Here is a 21,887-nt window from a genome sequence, read left to right on the forward strand (position 1 = left end):
TCTATGTCTTTTAAACCAGTTTATATTACCAATACTTCCTCGTTTTTTCCAAACGATCCTATTTCGAATGATGAGATGGAGGAATACTTAGGTTACCTTAACAACACCCCCTCTCGATCAAAAGGAATTGTATTACGTAACAACGGAATTAAACGTCGTTTCTACGCCCTTACAAAAGGAGGAAAAATTACGCATACCAACGCACAAATGACTGCGCTTGCCGTTAGAGCTCTCTTCAAAAATCCTGAGGGCTTAAAATCATTTCAACTTTTAAGTTGTGGTACTTCTTCTCCCGATCAACTAATGCCTTCGCACGCCGCCATGGTGCACGGTTGGCTACCTGAAACAAATTCCATTGAAGTGGTTTCTTCAGCAGGTGTTTGCTGCGCTGGAATGCATGCATTAAAATATGCTTACATGTCGGTTAAGACTGGAGAATCTGAAACTGCAGTAGCAGCAGGCTCTGATAGAATTTCTGCTTCCATCGTTTCTAATAATTTTGAAGATGAAATTCAAAAATTAAAAGAACTTTCTGATGATCCTTATATTGGTTTCGAAAAAGAATTTTTACGCTGGATGCTCTCTGACGGTGCATCTGCTTTTTTACTCACAGACAAACCAAATGAAACAGGCATTAGTTTAAAAATTGAATGGATAGAAGGTTTTTCATATGCCAACGAATTGCAAGCATGTATGTATATGGGCGCAGACAAAAACGAAGATGGCACCATTACAAGTTATTTAGATTATACGCCACAAGAAATGGTAAACAAATCCATTTTCACCATTAAGCAAGATGTAAAATTATTAAGTAAAAACATTGTCACATTAGGTGGCGTAGGCCTTAAAAAGGTTTTAGCAAAACACAAATTCGATTCAAACGACATCAATTATTTTTTACCGCATTTATCGAGCGAGTTTTTTAAAGATAAAGTTTACAACCAACTGATAGAAAACGGCACACCAATTCCTTACGAAAAGTGGTTTATTAATTTACCAACCGTAGGTAATGTTGGTGCGGCCTCAGCTTATTTAATGGTAGACGAATTATTTAAAAGTGGTAAATTAAAAAAAGGAGAAAAAATTTTATTACTTGTTCCCGAGAGCGGAAGATTTTCTTACATGTACACTTTGTTTACCGTTTGTTAGAATTGAATAATGAAAAAAGAAGATATTCCACAAGATAAAAGTGCACTCGACAAATTCACCAAAGAATTGTGTTATGCTGTGGATAGTTCTGGCAACTATGTTACTGGCCTCAGCAGAGGTTGGGATGTAAAAGCAACAGCCCTTGATTTAACCTGGCAGGATATTGACAAACGAATAGCAGAAGTAAAACAAAAAGTACTGAACAAAGAAGCTAGTCCCCTACTCTTTTTCTTGGAACTGCGTTTAATGGATTTAACCATACTTGCAGCTTACTCAGGTTTTTGGCAATGGCAAATAAAAAGACACATGAAACCAGAAGTCTTCGAAAAATTATCAAAAAGAAAATTAGAAAAATACGCCAAAGCATTTAATGTTAGTGTTGAGCAATTAAAAACAATGAACGTAAATGCAGAATGAATTTAAACACCTTCAAGCAGCGCACTGCGAAAACGGAGTAACTACCAACCTGCTTAAAAACATTGGCGTTACCATTACTGAACCGCTAGCGTTTGGGATTGGCTCTGGACTATTTTACATCTACATTCCTTTTTTAAAAATAAATAATGGTCCCGCAATTGCTTTTAGAACCATGCCAGGAAATATTTTTAAACGTACTTGCAAAAGTTTAGGAATACCGGTAGTTCGGAAAAAATTCAGCTCCGAAAAAGACGCAGAAAAATTTTTAATGGAATGCGTTGCCGCTAAGCAGCCGGTAGGTTGCCAGGTAGGTGTTTATTATCTGACTTACTTTCCAAAAGAATACCGTTTTCATTTTAACGCACATAATTTAATTGTGTACGGAAAAGAAGGCGATAATTTTTTAATCAGTGATCCGGTAATGGAGGATGTTACCACGCTTAGCAGTTTTGAATTAGAACGCGTGCGTTTTGCGAAAGGACCATTTGCTCCTAAAGGACAATTGTATTATCCAAAAGAACACACACAAGTAACAGAAGAACAATTAAAAAAAGCCATTGTAAAAGGAATTAAACTCAACGTGCGCGATATGCTTCATATACCAGGAAACATTGCAGGCGTAAAAGGAATTCGTTATACCGCTAACAAAATTAAAAAGTGGCGCGACACACTCGGTCTTGAAAAAGCGGGTTTATACCTTGCGCAATTGGTGCGTATGCAAGAAGAAATTGGAACCGGCGGCGGCGGCTTTAGATATATTTACGGCGCTTTTTTACAACAGGCACAAGCCTATCATCCGAACGCTCCTTTAATGGATCTTTCTAAAAAATTTACACAATCAGGAGATCTTTGGCGCAGTGCTGCCGTGCAAGCTTCCGGAATTTATAAAGGGAGAATTACTGCACAACAAGATTTTAATGTGATGGCGGATTATTTATTCGAAATTGCAGAATTAGAAAAACAAGCTTTTACATCGCTTTCAAAAATAAAATGGTAAATGAACATTCAGGCTGTAGACATACAAGAACTGGATTTTACTTACACAAATCCTTACCACAAATGTTTTAGTGGACTTAACTTACAAATAAATAAAGGCGATCGCTTTGGTTTGTTTGGCCCTAATGGCGCGGGAAAAACAACGCTCATGAGTTGTATGACGGGGCTTCTTTCTTTCAATAGCGGATCAATTCACCTTTTAGGAATAGACTTAAAAAAAAACCCGAAAGAAGTTAAAAAACTGATTGGTTTTGTCCCACAAGACCTTGCCTTCTATCAAGAATTAAGTCCGAAAGAAAACTTCGAATACTTTGGAGCACTTTCAGGAATGGATAAACAGAGCATTAAAACCAGATCCCTTGAGTTGCTTGATATTCTCGGCTTAACAGAAATGAAAGATAAAGCTGTTCACACGTTTTCAGGAGGCATGAAACGTAAAGTGAATCTTGCAATTGGCGTGATGCATAATCCTTCTTTATTGTTTTTAGATGAACCTACTGTGGGTGTGGATATTCAAACCCGTCACATTATTATTAATTTTTTGAAAGAATTAAATGCAGCCGGAACAACGCTTGTATACACCTCACACCAATTGAGCGAAGCGCAAGAACTTTGCACCAACATTGCATTGATCTATGAAGGAAAAATAATTGAGCACGATACACTTGAAAATTTATTTCAAAAACATAAAGAAAAAAGTCTGGAAGGTTTGTTTATAAAACTAACTGGGAAAAATTATCAGGAAGTGGATGTTTAAATTGTGGACAAGCATACAAAAAGACGTTCGTTTATTAACGCGCGACAAAGTAGGTTTACTACTCATGTTTGCCATGCCCATTGTACTGGCTATTTTAATCGCAGCCATTCAAAACAACACCTTTAAATTGGTTAACGACAATAAAGTTGGTTTGCTTATTTACAATAACGATACCAGCAAAATTTCCAATCAATTTGTCACAGCCATTAGAGAAGCTGGCATGTTTGAGGTTTCAGAGCTTAGTAAACAATCAAACGAAAAAGAACTTGCTTTAGAAATGGAAAAACAGGATGCACTTGTGAGCATTGTTATTCCTGAAAACTTTTCTTTTAAAGTAGAAAAAAAATCGAAAGTCCTCAGCGCCCTGGTTTTTAACGATCTTGGTTTAGGTACAGACACTTTAAATAAAAGCGCGGGTCCTGTTGATTCTGTCGCAATTTATTTTAATCCGGTGTTGCAAGAATCTTTCCGTCAATCGATTGGCGGAGCTGTTAGAGCTTCATTGCAATTAATAGAAAACAAACAATTGATAAAAAACTTGTATGCCCTCGTTGATGAAAACAAATTGCCATCAAAGTTGGAAGACGATATTCTTAAAAGTCAGATTCCCATCCAAGAACTAACTGCTGCGCGCAACGGTAGTAAAATTATTCCAAATGCGACGCAACATAATATTCCGGCATGGACTGTTTTTGCTATGTTTTTCATCGTTATTTCTTTAGGAAGTAATATCGTGAAAGAAAAACTTAACGGCAGTTTCGTGCGTTTAAAAACATTGCCGACAAATTATTTAATCTCACTTTTATCAAAACAAATCACCTACCTAAGTGTTACACTGTTGCAAGTGGCCGTTATTTTTACTTTAGGAATTTATTTATTCCCCGCGATGGGTTTACCGAAACTAAATTTACCATCCGATTTATTTGCGCTCTTCGTTGTTTCTTTTATTTGCGGTTGGTGTGCGGTGAGTTACGCTATTTGTATTGGTGTATTTGCAAACACGCAAGAACAAGCCAACGGTTTTGGCGCGGTGACTATTGTGATTCTTGCCGCCATTGGTGGGTTGCTGGTTCCTTCGTTTGCCATGCCAGATTCGTTTAGAATTCCGATGAAATTATCACCACTACACTGGTGTCTGGAGGCCTATTATGGATTATTTTTAGAAGACGGAAAATTAAAAGATATTCTAATGAATATTATACCTTTATTGGGAATTACATTTTTACTTCAGCTCATTTCGCTCTGGGGTTTAAAAAGAAAAAATTTGATTTAAATACATATGGAAACAACTGCCTTAAAAGAAGAAATAAAAACAAAGATGATTGAATTCTTAAATCTTTCACCAATGACACCGGCTGAGATTAAAGACGATGCGCCTTTGTTTGGCGAGGGATTAGGATTAGATTCGATCGATTCTCTTGAATTAATTGTGATGCTAAAAAGAGAATATGGAATCGATATTCAAGATCCAAAAGAAGGCCGTAAAATATTGGTGAACATAGACACCATGGCCGACTATATTCAAAAACATAGAACCGTTTGAGTTTAAATTAGTGAGCAGAATCTTCATTACAGGTATTGGCGTTATCAGTCCCATTGGAAACACGGTTTCTGAAAACCGTGCTGCTCTTATTGCTGGTAAATGTGGGATGACAAAGCTCGAAATGCTTACATCCAATTTCGCAGACAAAATGCCTTTTGGTGAAGTGAAAATTTCAACAGAAGATTTCAAAAAAAAACTAAACATTTCTGAACCAAGTGTTACACGCACAAGTTTATTAGCGCTTCATGCTTTGAAAGAAGCCTTGCACAATGCATCACTTTCGGAAAATGAAATCACATCTCAAGACACTGCTCTAATTGGCGCTAGCACAGTTGGCGGTATGTGTCTAACCGATGAAATGTATAAAGATGCGAATTTACAAACAGAAGGTTCGCCATATCTTTCTTCCTACGATTTTGCTTCGGTAATTTTATTTCTACAACAACATTATAAGGTAAACGGCATTGTAAATACCATTAACACTGCTTGTTCTTCTTCAGCCAACGCGATTATGTATGGCGCACGTCTTATGAAACAAGGTTTGGCAAAAAGAGCGATTGTTGGTGGTGTTGATAGTCTTTCTAAGTTTACCATCAACGGATTTAACTCTCTTGGAATTCTTTCAAACGAAATCTGTCAACCTTTTGATGAAAACCGCAAAGGACTGAATTTAGGTGAAGGTGCGGCTTTTCTTGTTTTAGAAAAAGAAGAAGATTGTGCCAGAAAAGAAATTTTCGCAGAGCTTAGTGGTTATTTTAATTCCAACGATGCCTTTCATCCGTCCTCTCTTTCAGACGAAGGAAACGGTCCGTATTTAGCCATGGAAGGCGCTTTGAAAAGTGCCAACTTAAAAGCTTCACAAATTGATTTTATAAATGCACACGGAACAGGCACAGGAAATAACGATGCAGTGGAAAGTCGAGCCATGCAAAGATTATTTTTAGATGGTGTGCCAGATTTTGCTTCTACCAAATCAAACATTGGTCATACGCTTGGAGCGGCTGGTGCTATTGAAGCGGTTTACAGTATTCTCAATTTAAAATATCAAGAGGTATATGCCGGTTTAAATTTTAAAACACCAATTCCTGAAACGGGACTTATTCCTGTATCAAGCTATTCAAAAAAAGAAATGAAACATGTACTTTCTAATTCTTTTGGTTTTGGTGGTAATTGTAGTTCCTTATTATTTTCAAAAGTGTAATGTTGTTTATTCATAAAATAGCGTGTATTTCTCCTCAACAAACTTTTTCGACTGTTGCGATTGATGCGTTAAACGAATCAGTAGAAAATAAATTAAAAGTCATTGAACCTTCCTATGAAGGAATTCCCAATAATATTTTAAGACGTATGGGCAAAGCGGTGAAAATGACAGTTGGCGCAGCGCTTCCACTTCTTGAAAATGCAAAGGCTTTAGATGGAATTATTATCGGAACTGCAAATGGCGGCATGGAAGATTGTATTAAATTCATGAATCAAATTATGGAGTATGATGAAGGCTTGCTCACACCCGGTAATTTTGTTCAAAGCACGCCGAATGGACTCGCTGCTCAAATTGGTTTATTGAAAAAAAACAATGGTTACAACATCACGCATGTGCATCGCGGACTTTCTTTTGAAAACGCTGTTATTGATGCAGCGATGATGCTAAACGATTTTCCTGAAAATAATTATTTGCTCGGTGCGGCGGATGAAATATCCAGTTATAATTACAATGTAGATTTTTTAGGAGGTTGGTACAAAAAAGAAACTGTTTCTAACAAGAATCTTTACACCCTTGATTCTCCCGCTAGTATAGCTGGTGAAGGCGCGGTAATGTGTATCGTCAATTCAAAAAAAGAAGGCGCACTTGGTCAACTTAAAGCTATTCACACCGTACATAGTGAAGATAAACAGTATGTAATGCAGGAATTAAAAGCATTTCTTGCGCAACATTTAAAAAATGAAAGTCCTGATATTTTAATTAGCGGTGAAAACGGTGACAATCGTTTTTTACCTTATTACGAAGCCGCAGAAAAACTAGTCGATAAAACAACAAACATTTTACGCTTTAAACACATGAGTGGTGAGTATCCAACGGCATCTTCGCATGCGCTTTGGCTTGCCTTGCACATTCTACAAACCGGCTCTTTTCCTAATCATTGTGTAAAACGAAAATCTGAAAATAGGTCGTTCGAAAATATTTTAATCTATAATAATTACAAAGGTGCGCAGCATAGTTTTATGTTGGTATCCAGGTAAGTTTCAACACAGAGGGACAGGAGTAAAGGAGGAACACAGAGTTTTTTATTCGGCTGCAATTCTTTATGCTCATCTCCCGCTAAGGTTTAACACAGAGGGAAAGAGTAAAGGAGGAACACATTGGGAATTACTTGAAGGTGTAACCTTAACACGTCACTGCGAGGAACGAAGCAGTCTCTGCCAAGTGCTACCTGGCAGAGATTCCTTCGGGTTTATTCTTAACACGCGTTTGCCTCGGAATGACGGTGCTACCTGAAAAACGTCACTGCGAGTAATGTGGGTGATTGCAGAGAAACCGAAGCAGTCTCTGCCAAGTGCTACAATGCACATGGACTTTGAGGAGTTGTAATACCACGCAGAGATTCCTTCGGGTTTATTCTTAACACGCGTTTGCCTCGGAATGACGGTGCTACCTGAAAAACGTCACTGCGAGTAATGTGGGTGATTGCAGAGAAACCGAAGCAGTCTCTGCCAAGTGCTACAATGCACATGGACTTTGAGGAGTTGTAATACCACGCAGAGATTCCTTCGGGTTTATTCTTAACACGCGTTTGCCTCGGAATGACGGTGCTTCTGTGAACCCGTCACTGCGAGTAAAACGGATGATTGCAATGAAACCGAAGCAGTCTCTGCAAAGTGTCACCTTACGCAAGGGCCTCGACGGGACTTTCGTAAACCTACCGCGCTGCCACAAACCGTTTACTTAGAACCCCTGCATTAACACTTTTAATCCTTAAAAAATAAACCCCATTCTCAAGCTCACTTGTTTTAAAAAGAAGTTTATTTTCGGTAAACGAAATCTCTTCTTCCCTGATCAACTGACCAAGGTTGTTATAAATAGAAATCACTTTTGAATCTTTTGTCAAATCGGCGTTTGAAATTTTAAGTTCTAAATAATCGTTTGCTGGATTTGGAAACACCATCAATTTATCATTTAACATCTCTAATCCGATAGCTATCGGATCAACATTTCCAACGGGGTTCATCGCAATTATTACCGTATCCCATTTTACGTGACCGCAAATATCTTGTCTTACAACATAAGTACAACTTGTTACAGGTTTTATCCAAAAACCTGCAATGGTATCAATGGCCGGTGTTGTGGGTGTAATAACTGTTGGTAATTGATACCACATACAAGCTTCATCAATCCCAACATCTGATTCCCGACCAAGGTAAACACTATCCCCCGGAATTACCGCCGCGTCATTACCAGCAAAGGCTGGTAGATCAATATCGATGCAACTTACATCGTCAATACAGTAATCTGTAAAAATTTGAGGCAACGTTGTTGAGTTCACAAAAACATTATGCGTGTTCGCATTGTTTCTAAAGTTTCCAATAATTATATATTTTTCATTACCAATTGCCGTATACAAACCTTGGAATAGCATCCAGTTTAAAGTATCTGAAAGAAACATGCTATCAGGACTTTGAATTTGCGGAGTTAAGTAGGTTATGGGAGTTGCACAATACTTAATTGTATCGTTCGTGGCATCCGAAAAATAAACTCCCATTCGATCTATTGAATAAGAAGATTTATTAGTTAAATTCAGGTACATCGTGAAGCAATAGGTTTTGCCTGCTGTCAAAACTTGCTTTAAATTATTTCTTGGATATCCGCGCACGTTTGACGCACATGAGGGGCAGTAAAATGTACTCGCCAAAAAATTATTTCCGTGTCTTGGCCATTGATAGGTCTGTGAACTGAGCGGCACAATAAAAGGGGGTAGATTTTTAGCAAACAACTTTCCGAAAAATTTTGTACCAGTTGTATCCATAGCATTCCAGAATTTCGGTATTGGTGGGCTTACGCCTTGAACAGCCTCTTAAAAGCCGCCATCCTTAACATAATTAGCAATCTGCGCCTTCACGTCAAAACTTATATTCAAAACAAAAAATAAAAACAAAAAGATTCTAAAGTACCTGTTTGAGTTAGATCTTAAAGTTTTTTGTTGAAAATAATTCATTTAGATTTTCTTTTTGGATAATCGGGTTAAAACAGTTTAAATTAAGCCTTATCTAAGATAAGATAAATGCTTTTAAAATGAAGCATTAAACAGCCGTTTTTTAAATTAATCGTATCTTCGTGGCTTATCTTTTTAGAAAATGGAAGCGCTTTTAGTCTCTAAAGAACACATTACAGAATACATCCCGCAAGGGCATCCGATGGTGATGATTGACACGCTTAATTATTGCGAGGGAACAACGACTAAAACAACATTTAAAGTTGATGAAGGGAATATTTTTGTAAAAAACGGCATTCTTCATGAACCCGGAATTATAGAAAACATTGCGCAAACAGCCGCTGTTAAAGCAGGTTACGAAGTAAAAAAACATGGTCTCGCACCTTTATTAGGATTTATTGGTGCTGTGAAAGATCTTAAAATTCATGCTTTACCAAAAGTAGGCGATGTACTGGAAACGACGGTTGTGATTAAAGCAGATGTAATGGGCGTAACATTAATTGAAGGAAGTTCCGTTTGTAATGGGACTATAATTGCAGACTGCGAAATGAAAATATTTATTCAAAAACCGAGTGAAACAAATGCCTAGATCTTTAACACAGAGTACACTTATACACATCCGTTTCAGCGAATGCGATCCCTTAAACATTGTCTGGCATGGCAATTATGTGAAATATTTTGAAGATGGACGTGAAGATTTTGGACGTGCAAACGATTTCTCTTACTTACAAATTTATACCGAAAACGGATTGTCTATTCCATTGGTACACCTTGAAATTGATTACAAACGTCCAGTTAGTTTTGGAGAAACAATACGTGTAGAAACCACACTGGTAGATGATCCTGCCGCTAAAATAGTTTTTGAATACAAGATTTTTAATAGTAAAGATGAGGTACTTTGCACCGGAAAAACCATTCAAGCTTTTGTTCACCTAGAGAGAAAAGAACTTCAAATTACCATGCCTGATTTTTTCGAAGCCTGGAAAAACAAGTATTTAAAATAAGTATGGGCGTTTTCTTCGGTGCACATAATATTATTAGTCCGCTTGGTTTTACCAGCAGTGAAAACTTTTCCGCTGTGTTGGAAGCTAAGGTGGGTCCGAAAAAACATAATTTTGAGTTTTCTGAAAAACCAATCTACTGCTCAAAAATAAACGTAGAAACGCTTAACGAAAAGTTTACTGCTCTTGGAAAACCCTCTGAATATACCTTTCTCGAAAAAATGTGTATTCTCTCAATACACGATGTTGTTACGCAATCAGGTATTGATTTAAACAATAAATCTAATCTCCTCATTCTATCAACCACCAAAGGCAATGTAGATATTTTGGAAAATAAATACCCGCATATTTCCCCTGAAAGAGCTTATTTATCAAACTTTGCAAATACGGTAGGTGATTACTTTAAATGCGTTAATGCGCCTTTAGTAGTTTCTAATGCCTGTATTTCTGGTCTGCTAGCTATTATTATTGCAAAACGTTTTATTGAAAATAAAAATTATAAAAACATCATTGTTTGTGGCGCAGATTTAGTTTCAGAATTTACCTTATCGGGATTTAAATCTTTTAATGCCATGAGTGATGAAGCTTGCAAACCTTTTGATAAAAATCGTACTGGTATCAATTTGGGAGAAGCAGCGGCAAGTATTTTACTAAGCGAAGACAAACTAAGCAACATCACTATTTTATCAGGAGCCAGTGCAAACGATGCGAATCATATTTCAGGACCTTCCAGAACAGGTGATGGACTTTTTCAGGCGGTTTCTCAAAGTATGGCGACAGCTGGAAATCCTTCTTTGGATTTTATTTCCGCACACGGCACTGCTACCGAATACAACGATGAAATGGAATCTGTTGCGTTTTCAAGAGCGGAATTAAATGGCATTCCCATAAATAGTTTAAAAGGTTATTACGGACACACGCTCGGAGCAGCTGGGGTTATAGAAAGTATTATCTCTATTCAATCACTTTCAGAAAACAAATTGATTAAATCGATGGGATTCGAAAATCAAGGAACTACTGCTGCTTTAAACATGATACAAAAAACAGAACATAAAGAACTAAGCGCTTGTTTAAAAACGGCTTCCGGCTTTGGAGGTTGCAACGCAGCGGCTATTTTTAAAAAAATATAAATTGGAAACGGTCATTACTTCATATTGTAGCATTAAAAACAATTCTGTTTCTGTAAACGGTAAAACGTTTTTTGAAGGTCAGAAAAGCAATGATCTAGCTGCCTTTATGAGCAGTTTATACAAACAGATTGAGTTAAATTATCCAAAGTTTTTTAAAATGGATAAACTCTGTAAGTTAGGGACGCTTGCTGCCGAACTCGTCATTCGTGATAAGCCAGACTTTAATGCATTTCCAAAAAACGAAATCGCCCTAGTTATTTCAAACAATGCTTCTAGTCTGGAAAGCGACCGAACGCATGCAAGTGCCATTGCTGACAAACAGAATTATTTTCCAAGTCCTTCCGTCTTTGTTTATACGCTTCCCAACATTGTTATCGGTGAAATCGCTATCAAACACAAAATAACTGGTGAAAATGCTTTTTTTGTTTCTGATAAATTTGATGCAGAATTAATGTATTCTTACTGCGATCTTCTGCTTAAAAACGCTAACGTGTCAACCGTTCTTGGTGGCTGGGTCAACGTTGATGAGCAAAGCGCGGAGGCTTTTGTATATTGCGTTAAAAACCTTAATTTTAAACAGGAAAACGAAGCTTTCCTTAAATTGCACAGTTCAGAAAACTTACAACACTTATTTAGTTTATAAAATGGAAATACAAGAAATAATTACAAAACTTAAATCTCAAATTGTTGAACAATTAAATTTAGAGGAAGTAAAACCTGAAGATATCGACGCTGAAGCTCCTCTATTTGGAACAGGTTTAGGTCTTGATTCTATCGATGCACTTGAGCTTATTGTACTTCTTGAAAAAAACTACAATGTAAAAATTGACGATCCTAAAGAATCTAAAGCAATTTTCGCTTCTGTAAAAACAATGGCAGAGTTTATTGCTGCTAATTCAAAATAAAATTAGATTTTATTTCATTTAATGTCAACCCGCGTTCATATAACAGGAATGGGAATTATCTCCGCTATTGGTAACAGCGTAGAAGATACTTTTTTGTCCTTATCAGAATGCAGAACGGGCATTGAAAAAATAAATCATTTAAAAACATCGCACAAAGATGAATTTGTGTGTGGCGAAGTAAAACTCAGCAACGAAGATTTGAATTCATTAGCTGGAACAAAAAATTACGATCGCACAACGGTCCTTGGATTGATTGCTGCAAAAGAAGCCCTCAACAAAGCTGGAATTTCAAGCATAAAAGAAGCACGCACCGGTTTTATTTCTTCCACTACGGTTGCAGGCATGTGTCATTCAGAATTGGTTTACAAAGATTTTTTTGATAAGAAAACGAATGAGAATTTTATTGATTCGCATTTTAGTGGTGTAAGCACCAATCGAATTGCGGCTGATCTTGGCATTGATGAATACGTCACAACCATAAGTACCGCTTGTTCTTCAGCAGCGAATGCCGTGATGCTTGGTGCACGCTTAATCAAAAATAATATTCTTGATCGTGTGATTGTTGGCGGAGTAGATGCACTTTCCAAATTTACTTTGAACGGGTTTAATACTTTAATGATTTTAGATACCGAATGGTGCAAACCTTTTGATGAAAACAGAAAAGGGCTTAACCTCGGTGAAGGCGCCGCTTATCTGGTTATAGAATCGGAAGAACAAGTTAAAAAATTTAATAAAAAAAGTTTAGCAATCGTGAGCGGTTACGGCAATGCCAATGACGCATTCCACCAAACAGCTTCTTCAGCAGAAGGTTTTGGCGCGACACTAGCCATGAAAAAAGCTTTGGACGTTGCACAAATTCCTGCTCAAAATATAGATTACATCAATGCACACGGTACCGGAACACCGAATAATGATTCTTCAGAAGGTATTGCCATGCAGACCATTTTTGAAAATAAGGTTCCAAAATTTAGTTCCACAAAAGCATACACAGGTCATACACTTGCTGCTGCAGCTGCTATTGAAGCCGTTATTTCAATTCTATCCATGCAGAATAATATGATTTTCCCTTGTCTGAATAGATCAGAACAAATGAAAGATTTGAGTATTAGCCCTGTAAATGCCCTTGAAAAAGATGTAACCCTAAACCATGTGATGTCTAACTCTTTTGGTTTCGGCGGCAATTGTTCCACTTTAATTTTCAGTAAAAATTAATATGGAAGCTTACATTAATTCCTTAGCCTGCATTTCTCCACACAATACCATTAGTGCAGATTTCTTTTTTGAGGAAACAAGTGAAACACCTACTTCTAATTTTTTAGCCATTGTACCGCCAGTTTACAAAGATTACATTCCAGTTAATACCATTCGCCGTACTTCACACATTTTAAAAATGGGTATCAGCGCCGGTTTAATGTGTTTGAGAAATAGTGGAAAAGAAGAAACCGACGCCATAATTGTGGGAACAGCAATGGGTTGTTACGAGGATACTGATAAATTTTTACGTTCGATTGATGATAATAACGAACGAATGCTTACCCCAACTTCTTTTATACAATCAACACACAATACTGTAGCTGGACAAATTGCATTGCTTGTAAAATGCCACGGTTATAATTTTACCTATGTTCATCAAAATTTATCCTTTGAGTATTCTTTGCTTGATGCGCTGCTTTTACTGAAAGAAGGTGAGGCACAAACCGTTTTAGTAGGTGGAGTTGACGAATTAAATCCTCCTCTCAAAGAATTATTTGAAAGAGCAGGACACATAAAAAAAGTGGAAGACCTCCAGGAAAAATTGTGGGAAAGCAAAACAAAAGGTTATGTAGCAGGCGAAGGTGCTTGTTTTTTTAATTTGAGTCTGACTAAACAAGAAAAAAGTATCGCGAAAATAAGTGGGGTAAAAACCATTCAAAAAATTTCAGATTCAGATCAGCTTAAAAACATTACAGAATCATTTTTAAAAGAACTCGGCCTTTCTATAAACGATATTAGTCTTGTATTAAGCGGCATAAATGGCAATGTGGAAACTGATAAACATTTAAAACAATTTTCTACTGAAATCAATTTACCACTTGCTTACTTTAAAAATTTGTGTGGAGAATATTTCACATGCAGTTCTTTTGCGCTTTGGTTTTCAGCAACTATTCTACAAAAACAAAAAGTTCCGACTTGCGCTCTTCCTTCAAAAAATTCTCCTGAAAACATAAAACATATTCTTATTGTAAACTACTTTGCAGATCAGCAGTATTCACTGATGTGTATTTCACAATGCTAAAACACCGCAACATAGTTATTCTCTTCATTTGTGGAATAATTACGCTTGTGTTTCTCAATAGAACTTACACCATTCATTGGAGTCTTTATTTGTTTTTATTCTTAGTTTTTTTAATTATAGAATTTTACGGAGCTTATTTTATTCATTCCAATTTTCATATAAAAGCTATTTGTAAAGTAAAAACAAAAGACAAAGTAGTAGCATTAAGTTTTGACGATGGTCCGGTACTGCAGACAGAAAAAGTTTTAAAAGTATTGGACGAGTTTAATGTAAAGGCAACTTTTTTTTGCATTGGAAATCGCATTAAAGGGAATGAAGAAATTCTTAAAAAAATAAGCGCTAAAGGTCATTTAATCGGTAATCACAGCTATTCACACGGTTATTTTATTGATTTAAAAAACACCACTTCCTTTGTGAATGAATTAGAACTTGCCAACAAAATTATTCACGAAACAATTGGTAAAACGCCAACTTTTTTTCGTCCACCCTACGGAGTTACCACTCCAGCTTTAGCGCGTGCTACAAAAAAATTAAATATGGATGTGATTGGTTGGAACATTCGTTCGCTTGATACAAGTATTAAAAATCCCCAAAAAGTGTTAGAGAGGATTAAAGAACGTCTGCAACCTGGATCAATAGTGCTTATGCACGACACCGTTATTGGCATAGAAATTGTGTTAAAAGAATTATTGACTTATCTGAAAGATCAAAATTATACCGTAATTGCATTAGATCAACTCCTTGAAAAAAAAGCTTATGTTTAAACGCTATCTGTTTTTTTTACTTATTATTTCCACGACAAGTCTTCTTTCTCAAGGCGCTTATAAGGCTATGAAAGACACTGTTGGTTTTAAGAGCAACGTGGATAAAATGTCGAAAGAAACGAACTCCATACAAAGCGATTTCACTCAGGTAAAAAACCTTTCAATTCTCTCGGAAAAAATAACCAGCAAAGGTGCTTTCTGGTTTATGAAACAAAATAATTTACGCTGGGAATACAGTGATCCTTATAAGTATGTGATCGTTATTAATAAAGATAAAATTTTGATTAAGGACGAAAGTAATAAGGTGAAAAAATACGACATGAACTCCAACAAAGTCTTTAAGGAAATAAATGACATTATGATTTCTTGCGTGAATGGCGATATTCTTAAATCCAATAAATTCAGCATTCATTATTTTGAAAATGATAAAGGATACAGATTAGAGTTGATTCCACTTATAAAATCAATGAAAGAAAGTCTGAAAAAGATAAACATGTATTTTGACAAAAACGTAACTTCGGTAATTAAATTGGAGATGTTTGAAAATGGTGATGATACCACTACCATTGATTTTACGAATAAAAAAATAAATGAAACGATTTCTTCAGATAAGTTTACTCTTAAATAGCCTGCTAGCCATTGCTCTCGTTTCCTGTTCTCCAGCCAGTGGTCATAAATTCATTCGAACTGAAGTTGTCACAACAAATGAGGTTCAGCCTATCATTGATCAAAATAATTCTTTGCTTTACAAAGCAAAAATAGATTTATTTAGAAATCATTTTAGCGGACTTATTGTACTTAAACAGATAGATTCAAGCACCTCTCATCTTACTTTTATTACTGAAATTGGTATGAAAATGTTTGATTATGAAATTCGTGATACTTCTTTTAATTTGGTTTATGTGTTTGAACCTCTTAATAAACCAAAGATCTTAAATCTATTGAAAAGCGATATGAAACTCATTTTGCTGCAACATTTGTTCAACAAACAAGCAGACCTTTTTGAAAAAAACGGAGAGAAAGTTTACAAAGTGAAAGATAATTTTCGCTACTATTATGTTTTAAATAAAGGTGCTAAAACGGTTAAAACAATTAAGAAAAAAAGCGCTTTGTGTACAAAAGTAAAAACATTTTATTTTTATAGCAATACTTTACAAGCAAACCAAATTGACCTGAAACACAAAGGTCTAATACGATTAAAAATAAAACTGAACAATATTAATAAGCAGTAATGAAAAATGAAAAACACACTTTTAGATAATTTTTACCAAGAGATTTCGACAAATTTTTCCGACGAAAATAAACTTGATTTTAAATGTCAGATTCATTTTAATGCAGAACATGAGATTTATAAGGGACATTTTCCTCAAATTCCAATTGTACCCGGAGTGTGTTTAACTCAGATTATTAAGGAAATTTTGATGGAAAAACTCCAAAAAGAGTTGATTTTAGTGAATGGAGACAACATTAAATTTTTAGCCATGATTAATCCAAAGGAAAATCCGGACATGGAGCTTAGTTTTACTGTAAAAATCAATGAAAACACCTTGGATGTCAGCGCAAATTACAGTCATGGCGGCACTACATACACCAAGTTTAAAGGCAAGTTTAGTGTCTTAGAATAAATGGCCTCCAAACCTTTTATTATCGGGCTTTTTTACTATTTTTACACTCCCGTTTTTAAAGGGTATATTAGCTATTATGGGCGAGGAAGTGAACAGACTAAATACACGTTTTATTGACTTAAAATGTTATGTCATTATCCCGACCTACAACAACGAAAAAACACTTGAAAAAGTAATTCAGGACACCCTTCTATATACAAATAGAATAATTGTAGTAAATGACGGCGCTACCGATAGCACAAATCAAATACTAGATTCATTTAAAAATTCCATTGTTCGCGTAAATCATCCCACAAATTTGGGTAAAGGCATGGCACTGCGTAATGGTTTTAAAAAAGCCCTTGAGCTTGAGTGTGATTACGCAATCACTATTGATAGCGACGGACAACATTTTCCGAGCGACCTTGAAAGTTTTTTAGATAAAATTGAAGAACAACCTGGATCGCTTATCATCGGCGCCAGGAACATGAATTCAGAAAATGTTCCCGGAGGCAGTAGCTTTGGAAATAAGTTTTCGAACTTTTGGTTTAGAGTAGAAACTGGTATTAAACTTCCCGATACACAATCCGGTTGCCGCATGTATCCCGTAAAAAAATTAGAAAAAATAAATTTCTTTTCTCCGCGCTTTGAATTTGAAATTGAAGTGATTGTAAAAGCTGCATGGCGTAGCATTCCGGTTATTTCTTTGCCAGTTAAAATATTTTATGCAAAAGGTAGTGAACGTGTATCACATTTTAGGCCAGCGAAAGATTTTACACGCATAAGTATTTTAAATACCTATTTTGTTATTCTGGCGTTCTGCTGGTACAAACCACTACGTTTGTTAAAGGGCCTACATCCTTCAAGCTTGAAGGCTTTTATAAAAAAACATTTTTTCGATAAAGACGAATCAATTATTAAAAAATCTTTATCCGTAAGCGTTGGTATTTTTTTTGGAATTGTTCCTATTTGGGGCTATCAATTGGTTTCTGCCATTGCGACTTCTTATTTATTAAGACTCAACAAAGCCATAGTTATTTTAACTGCAAATATTAGCATTCCCCCCTTATTACCTTTTATCCTTATTGCGAGTTTAAAAACAGGCGAACTAATCACCGGCAAAAAAAGTCATTTATCTCTTCACGACATTTCTCTGGAAACCATAAAATTAAATCTTTATACTTATCTTACAGGCGCCTGTGTTTTAGCAGTTCTTTTTTCAGTATTCATGGGCATTGTAACTTTTATTACCCTAAGTATCGTCAGAAGAAAGAGAAATTAATTTATGCTGGCATTGCGTTTATATACCTTTTTTCAACGCCATAAAACACTTTTGTTTGCATTGGTTGTAATTCTGCTGATTTTTTTCGGCTATTTCAGTACCAAACTTAAACGTGAAGAGGACATCACCAAATTCATTCCAAAAGATGGAAAAATTGACGAGATCAACTTTATTCTTCAAAATCTTAAAATCAAAGACAAACTTGTTATTAATCTGTTTAATGCGGACACAAGTGTAAATGATCCATCAGAAATGATGGCCTGCGCCGATAAACTTGCAGACACCCTTTTGAACACAAATAAAGACTTCATTAAAGAATTAAATTATAAAGTGTCCAATGAGTTGATGATGCAAACTTATGGCACTTTTTATGAAAATCTACCCATCTTTTTAGAGGAAAAAGATTATCAAAAAATTGAAGGCTTATTAATAAGAGACAGCGTTAATAGCACCTTAAAATCAGATTACAGAACGCTCCTCTCTCCTTCAGGAATGGTCCTTGGACGTTATCTTAAACGCGATCCTTTAAATTTAACGCCAATTGCCTTAAAGAAAATACAAAGCTTGCAGTTTGACGAGAACTTTGAAGTCAACGAAGGATACATTCAAACAAAGGACAAAAAAAATCTTTTGCTTTTTATTACACCTTCTGTTAATCCCAATGAATCTGACGCCAACAAAAAATTCATTGAGTCTCTTGATGGAACAATAAATAACCTTAGCAAACAATTTGACGGTAAAGTTACGATTGAGTATTACGGAGCAACTCCTGTAGCAGCTGGTAACGCAGCTCAAATACGCCACGACAGTATTTTCACCTCGCTCATCGCTTTGGCTGTTATCATGCTTATGCTCTTTCTCTTTTTTAGAAGGCTGCTTGTTATACTATACATTTTGTTGCCTGTAGCTTTTGGCGGACTATTCTCTTTAACACTTCTGTATTTTATTAAAGGTGAAATTTCAGCCATTGCTCTTGGAGCAGGCTCCATTGTGCTCGGTATCGCCATTAATTATTCTCTTCATTTTTTTACGCATTACAAACACGAGCGTTCGGTAAAAAAAGTAATTGAAGATCTCACCTTACCAATGCTTGTTGGTTGCGCGACTACTGTTGCTGCTTTCTTAAGTCTACAGTTTGCAAAGTCACAAGCCCTGCATGATTTTGGACTCTTTGCAGGATTTAGTTTGATTGGCGCCGTACTTTTCTCAATCATTGTTTTACCGCATCTACTTAAATCAAAAAAAGAAAGTCAAGAAGAAAATCACGATGCCAAGCCTTCCATTATTGATAAAGCTTTGTCTTACCCAATGGACAAAAATAAATCCATTGTAATTCTTGCTTTTCTGCTTACGCTTGTGTTCGCTTATACCGCCAGTTATGTTGAGTTTGAAAGTGACATGATGAAAATGAATTATCAGTCAGACAAACTGAATAAGGCACAAGAGAACATTGAACGCATTAACAAATATTCTTTAAAATCTGTTTACGTTATTTCGAAAGGAAAAAATTTAAACGAAGCTTTGAAAGCGAATGAAAGAGCTTCTGAAAAATTATCGCAATTAAAAAAAGATGGAAGCGTAGGAAAATATTCTTCAGTTAGCACTGTGCTAATTTCAGATTCCCTTCAAAAAATTCGTATTGATAGGTGGAATGATTTTTGGACCAAGGCAAGAAAAGATTCACTAAGAAATAATCTCATTCAATTTGGTTCTGGTTATAAATTTAAAGAAGATGCCTTTTCAGAGTTCTATAATCTGCTTAATAAAGATTTTAAAGTAATTCCTTTATCACACTTAGATAGTCTTAAAAAACTTGTTGCCAACGAATGGATAACTGAGAACAAAGATCTTACCACCATTGTAAATTTGGTTAAATCAGACCCAGAAACAAAACAAAAAGTTTATGATGCTTTTTCAGGTGTGAGTGATGTATTGGTCTTCGACAAACAATACATGACCAATCAGTTTGTGGAAATTATCAGTTCAGATTTTAATTTAATTCTGATGATAACCGCTTTCCTGGTTTTTGGATTCATGTTATTATCACATGGAAGAATTGAATTAGCAATCATTAATTTTATTCCAATGTTTGTTAGTTGGCTGTGGATTCTAGGAATAATGGGGATTCTAGGGCTAAAGTTTAACATCATTAATATCATCATCTCCACCTTTATTTTTGGTTTAGGCGACGATTATAGCATTTTTATAATGGATGGTCTAGGTCACGAGTATAAATACGGCCGAAAAAATTTAGCCTCGTATAAAACATCCATTTTTCTTTCTGCTCTTACTAACATTGTGGGGATTGGTGTATTGATTTTTGCTAAACACCCAGCTTTAAAATCCATCGCAGCCATTACCATTATTGGTATGTGCACGGTTTTATTTATTTCATTTATTATCCAACCACTCTTTTATAATTTCCTGATTCTAAATCGCAGAAAAAGAGGTTTATTGCCATATACACTTTTTAATTTGTTGATTACAGGTCTTGGCTTCTCAATATTTGTAGCGGGAAGTATTGTTACGCATTCCTTTGCTTTTTTATTGTTCCACATCATTCCGGCGCCACGAAAGAAAAAGAAACTCTTGTTTCATTACATCATCATGTACGTTTGCCGTATCATGGTTTACCTTGTTGCCAACGTTAAAAAAAACATCATCAATCCAGATAAAGAAAAATTCAAAAAACCATCCATTATAATCAGTAATCATCAATCGCACATCGATCTCGCGCTTATCCTTATGCTACATCCAAAAATTGTGGTATTCACCAACGATGCCGTTTGGAATAATCCTTTTTATGGTGTTATTGTAAGGATGGCAGACTTTTATCCAGCGTCACGTGGTTACGAAAATGCTTTAACTCAAATGAAAGAACTTACCAATGATGGATATTCTGTATTGATCTTCCCCGAAGGTACGCGTTCGCAGAGTGGTGAGATTTTGCGCTTTCATAAAGGAGCTTTTTATCTTGCCGAACAACTACAATTAGAAATCCTACCTCTGCTGTTGCACGGAGCTGGAGACTTAGTAACCAAAGGAGATTTTCATTTTAAAGAAGGTGAAGTAACACTGAAATATTTCCCTAGAATCTTGCCTAATGATACTGCGTTTGGATCAGCATATAAAGAGAAGTCTAAAAATGTTCGTGAGTACATGCGCAGTGAGTATGCTCAGCTACGTTTAGAAAAAGAAACCGTTAACTATTTCAGACCAAGATTAATAAAAAATTACATTTATAAAGGTCCTATTTTAGAATGGTATTGCCGTATTAAAACAAAACTGGAAGGTAATTATGAAAACTTCGAAAAGTACCTTCCTAAAAAAGGAAAGATTATTGACGTCGGTTGCGGTTATGGGTTTCTATCACTCATGCTTGGTTTTATGAGCAAGGATCGTGAAATACTTGGCTTAGATTACGACGATGAAAAAATAAACATCGCTTCAAACTGCGTTTCAAAAAATTCGAAAACCAATTTTATTCATGCCGACGTAACCCAATATGAGTTTGTCGAGGCTGATGCTTTTATCATAAATGACGTGCTTCATTATCTTGAGCCAGAACAACAGATTAATCTCATAAAAAGTTGTGTAAATAAATTAAACAAAAACGGGGTTATGATTGTTCGTGATGCAGATGCGGATAAAAAGAAACGACACATGGGCACTCGCTATACCGAATTTTTCTCTACTAATTCGGGCTTTAACAAAACGAAAGAAAGTGGTTTACATTTTACTTCAGCCGATTTAATTAAAAACACGCTTAATAGCTTTAACTTTATTGAATATAAACTTATAGATGATACAACACTAACTTCAAATGTTACGTTTGTAATTCATTACAAAAATTAATACA

The 21,887-nt window shown here is 35.7% G+C and carries 22 protein-coding genes; 21 read left to right on the top strand and 1 reads right to left on the bottom strand.

Features of this window, described 5'->3' with window-relative positions:
• Positions 1 to 3 precede the first annotated feature (3 nt).
• Genes darB through P2086_RS18730 form a run of 8 tightly spaced genes read left to right on the top strand, consistent with a single transcriptional unit; the run spans position 4 to position 7,100 of the window.
• Entirely contained in the window at positions 4 to 1,149 is a 1,146-nt protein-coding gene (gene darB / locus P2086_RS18695) for a dialkylresorcinol biosynthesis protein DarB (RefSeq protein WP_317898292.1), read from the top strand.
• 9 nt (positions 1,150 to 1,158) lie between these two features.
• The gene (gene DarG / locus P2086_RS18700; RefSeq protein ID WP_317898293.1) at positions 1,159 to 1,566 is read left to right on the top strand and encodes a flexirubin biosynthesis protein DarG; all 408 of its coding nucleotides are present in this window, start codon (positions 1,159 to 1,161) and stop codon (positions 1,564 to 1,566) included.
• The gene (gene darH, locus P2086_RS18705; RefSeq protein WP_317898294.1) at positions 1,556 to 2,563 is read left to right on the top strand and encodes a BtrH-related acyltransferase DarH; all 1,008 of its coding nucleotides are present in this window, start codon (positions 1,556 to 1,558) and stop codon (positions 2,561 to 2,563) included. Before DarG ends, darH begins: the two co-directional genes overlap by 11 nt.
• On the top strand, positions 2,564 to 3,319 hold the full coding sequence (locus tag P2086_RS18710) for an ABC transporter ATP-binding protein (protein WP_317898295.1): 756 nt from the start codon (positions 2,564 to 2,566) through the stop codon (positions 3,317 to 3,319). It begins immediately after the preceding gene.
• Positions 3,312 to 4,592: an ABC transporter permease gene (locus P2086_RS18715; protein WP_317898296.1), complete on the top strand. Its 1,281-nt coding sequence runs from the start codon at positions 3,312 to 3,314 to the stop codon at positions 4,590 to 4,592. The genes P2086_RS18710 and P2086_RS18715 overlap by 8 nt, the downstream gene beginning before the upstream one ends.
• Positions 4,593 to 4,598: 6 nt before the next feature.
• Complete coding sequence (locus tag P2086_RS18720; RefSeq protein ID WP_317898297.1) at positions 4,599 to 4,862, top strand: phosphopantetheine-binding protein; 264 nt, start codon at positions 4,599 to 4,601, stop codon at positions 4,860 to 4,862.
• Positions 4,863 to 4,872: 10 nt separating this feature from the next.
• Positions 4,873 to 6,063, top strand: a complete 1,191-nt coding sequence (locus P2086_RS18725; protein WP_317898298.1) for a beta-ketoacyl-[acyl-carrier-protein] synthase family protein — start codon at positions 4,873 to 4,875, stop codon at positions 6,061 to 6,063.
• Entirely contained in the window at positions 6,063 to 7,100 is a 1,038-nt protein-coding gene (locus P2086_RS18730) for a beta-ketoacyl synthase chain length factor (RefSeq protein WP_317898299.1), read from the top strand. Before P2086_RS18725 ends, P2086_RS18730 begins: the two co-directional genes overlap by 1 nt.
• A gap of 677 nt (positions 7,101 to 7,777) precedes the next feature.
• On the opposite strand, the gene P2086_RS18735 is transcribed toward P2086_RS18730, so the two are convergent.
• The gene (locus tag P2086_RS18735; protein ID WP_317898300.1) at positions 7,778 to 8,881 is read right to left on the bottom strand and encodes a T9SS type A sorting domain-containing protein; all 1,104 of its coding nucleotides are present in this window, start codon (positions 8,879 to 8,881) and stop codon (positions 7,778 to 7,780) included.
• 328 nt (positions 8,882 to 9,209) lie between these two features.
• Between P2086_RS18735 and P2086_RS18740 the strand changes: the two genes are divergently transcribed.
• The 13 genes from P2086_RS18740 (at position 9,210) to P2086_RS18800 (ending at position 21,883) form a co-directional block, all read left to right on the top strand.
• Positions 9,210 to 9,656, top strand: coding sequence for a hotdog family protein (locus P2086_RS18740; protein WP_317898301.1), 447 nt, complete (start codon positions 9,210 to 9,212; stop codon positions 9,654 to 9,656).
• A complete protein-coding gene (locus P2086_RS18745) occupies positions 9,649 to 10,071 on the top strand; it encodes an acyl-CoA thioesterase (RefSeq protein ID WP_317898302.1) in 423 nt (140 codons plus the stop codon). The genes P2086_RS18740 and P2086_RS18745 overlap by 8 nt, the downstream gene beginning before the upstream one ends.
• Before the next feature lie 2 nt (positions 10,072 to 10,073).
• Complete coding sequence (locus tag P2086_RS18750) at positions 10,074 to 11,198, top strand: beta-ketoacyl synthase N-terminal-like domain-containing protein (protein WP_317898303.1); 1,125 nt, start codon at positions 10,074 to 10,076, stop codon at positions 11,196 to 11,198.
• Position 11,199: 1 nt separating this feature from the next.
• Positions 11,200 to 11,841, top strand: a complete 642-nt coding sequence (locus P2086_RS18755) for a beta-ketoacyl-[acyl-carrier-protein] synthase family protein (RefSeq protein ID WP_317898304.1) — start codon at positions 11,200 to 11,202, stop codon at positions 11,839 to 11,841.
• Position 11,842: 1 nt separating this feature from the next.
• Complete coding sequence (locus P2086_RS18760; protein ID WP_317898305.1) at positions 11,843 to 12,103, top strand: phosphopantetheine-binding protein; 261 nt, start codon at positions 11,843 to 11,845, stop codon at positions 12,101 to 12,103.
• A 21-nt stretch (positions 12,104 to 12,124) separates the two neighbouring features.
• On the top strand, positions 12,125 to 13,315 hold the full coding sequence (locus tag P2086_RS18765; RefSeq protein WP_317898306.1) for a beta-ketoacyl-[acyl-carrier-protein] synthase family protein: 1,191 nt from the start codon (positions 12,125 to 12,127) through the stop codon (positions 13,313 to 13,315).
• A 1-nt stretch (position 13,316) separates the two neighbouring features.
• Positions 13,317 to 14,378 carry a beta-ketoacyl synthase N-terminal-like domain-containing protein gene (locus tag P2086_RS18770; RefSeq protein ID WP_317898307.1) on the top strand — a complete coding sequence of 354 codons (1,062 nt, stop codon included), beginning with the start codon at positions 13,317 to 13,319 and terminating at the stop codon, positions 14,376 to 14,378.
• Positions 14,372 to 15,142, top strand: a complete 771-nt coding sequence (locus tag P2086_RS18775; protein WP_317898308.1) for a polysaccharide deacetylase family protein — start codon at positions 14,372 to 14,374, stop codon at positions 15,140 to 15,142. Before P2086_RS18770 ends, P2086_RS18775 begins: the two co-directional genes overlap by 7 nt.
• Positions 15,135 to 15,770 carry a flexirubin biosynthesis/transport protein LolA2 gene (gene lolA2, locus P2086_RS18780; protein WP_317898309.1) on the top strand — a complete coding sequence of 212 codons (636 nt, stop codon included), beginning with the start codon at positions 15,135 to 15,137 and terminating at the stop codon, positions 15,768 to 15,770. Before P2086_RS18775 ends, lolA2 begins: the two co-directional genes overlap by 8 nt.
• Complete coding sequence (gene lolB2, locus P2086_RS18785; protein WP_317898310.1) at positions 15,733 to 16,374, top strand: flexirubin biosynthesis protein LolB2; 642 nt, start codon at positions 15,733 to 15,735, stop codon at positions 16,372 to 16,374. The genes lolA2 and lolB2 overlap by 38 nt, the downstream gene beginning before the upstream one ends.
• 6 nt (positions 16,375 to 16,380) lie before the next feature.
• Positions 16,381 to 16,767 carry an ApeI family dehydratase gene (locus P2086_RS18790; RefSeq protein ID WP_317898311.1) on the top strand — a complete coding sequence of 129 codons (387 nt, stop codon included), beginning with the start codon at positions 16,381 to 16,383 and terminating at the stop codon, positions 16,765 to 16,767.
• 88 nt (positions 16,768 to 16,855) lie between these two features.
• A complete protein-coding gene (locus tag P2086_RS18795; RefSeq protein WP_317898312.1) occupies positions 16,856 to 18,028 on the top strand; it encodes a DUF2062 domain-containing protein in 1,173 nt (390 codons plus the stop codon).
• Between the two features lie 3 nt (positions 18,029 to 18,031).
• Entirely contained in the window at positions 18,032 to 21,883 is a 3,852-nt protein-coding gene (locus P2086_RS18800) for a 1-acyl-sn-glycerol-3-phosphate acyltransferase (RefSeq protein ID WP_317898313.1), read from the top strand.
• The last annotated feature ends 4 nt before the right edge of the window (positions 21,884 to 21,887 follow it).

The sequence above is a fragment of the Aurantibacillus circumpalustris genome (assembly GCF_029625215.1).
GTDB lineage: Bacteria > Bacteroidota > Bacteroidia > B-17B0 > Aurantibacillaceae > Aurantibacillus > Aurantibacillus circumpalustris.

Excerpts from the sequence above, each read along its gene's own strand:
- darB (WP_317898292.1), top strand. The coding sequence starts at position 4 with ATGTCTTTTAAACCAGTTTATATTACCAATACTTCCTCGTTTTTTCCA.
- DarG (WP_317898293.1), top strand. The coding sequence starts at position 1,159 with ATGAAAAAAGAAGATATTCCACAAGATAAAAGTGCACTCGACAAATTC.
- darH (WP_317898294.1), top strand. The coding sequence starts at position 1,556 with ATGCAGAATGAATTTAAACACCTTCAAGCAGCGCACTGCGAAAACGGA.
- P2086_RS18710 (WP_317898295.1), top strand. The coding sequence starts at position 2,564 with ATGAACATTCAGGCTGTAGACATACAAGAACTGGATTTTACTTACACA.
- P2086_RS18715 (WP_317898296.1), top strand. The coding sequence starts at position 3,312 with ATGTTTAAATTGTGGACAAGCATACAAAAAGACGTTCGTTTATTAACG.
- P2086_RS18720 (WP_317898297.1), top strand. The coding sequence starts at position 4,599 with ATGGAAACAACTGCCTTAAAAGAAGAAATAAAAACAAAGATGATTGAA.
- P2086_RS18730 (WP_317898299.1), top strand. The coding sequence starts at position 6,063 with ATGTTGTTTATTCATAAAATAGCGTGTATTTCTCCTCAACAAACTTTT.
- P2086_RS18735 (WP_317898300.1), bottom strand. The coding sequence starts at position 8,881 with ATGGATACAACTGGTACAAAATTTTTCGGAAAGTTGTTTGCTAAAAAT.
- P2086_RS18740 (WP_317898301.1), top strand. The coding sequence starts at position 9,210 with ATGGAAGCGCTTTTAGTCTCTAAAGAACACATTACAGAATACATCCCG.
- P2086_RS18745 (WP_317898302.1), top strand. The coding sequence starts at position 9,649 with ATGCCTAGATCTTTAACACAGAGTACACTTATACACATCCGTTTCAGC.
- P2086_RS18750 (WP_317898303.1), top strand. The coding sequence starts at position 10,074 with ATGGGCGTTTTCTTCGGTGCACATAATATTATTAGTCCGCTTGGTTTT.
- P2086_RS18760 (WP_317898305.1), top strand. The coding sequence starts at position 11,843 with ATGGAAATACAAGAAATAATTACAAAACTTAAATCTCAAATTGTTGAA.
- P2086_RS18765 (WP_317898306.1), top strand. The coding sequence starts at position 12,125 with ATGTCAACCCGCGTTCATATAACAGGAATGGGAATTATCTCCGCTATT.
- P2086_RS18770 (WP_317898307.1), top strand. The coding sequence starts at position 13,317 with ATGGAAGCTTACATTAATTCCTTAGCCTGCATTTCTCCACACAATACC.
- P2086_RS18775 (WP_317898308.1), top strand. The coding sequence starts at position 14,372 with ATGCTAAAACACCGCAACATAGTTATTCTCTTCATTTGTGGAATAATT.
- lolA2 (WP_317898309.1), top strand. The coding sequence starts at position 15,135 with ATGTTTAAACGCTATCTGTTTTTTTTACTTATTATTTCCACGACAAGT.
- lolB2 (WP_317898310.1), top strand. The coding sequence starts at position 15,733 with ATGAAACGATTTCTTCAGATAAGTTTACTCTTAAATAGCCTGCTAGCC.
- P2086_RS18790 (WP_317898311.1), top strand. The coding sequence starts at position 16,381 with ATGAAAAACACACTTTTAGATAATTTTTACCAAGAGATTTCGACAAAT.
- P2086_RS18800 (WP_317898313.1), top strand. The coding sequence starts at position 18,032 with ATGCTGGCATTGCGTTTATATACCTTTTTTCAACGCCATAAAACACTT.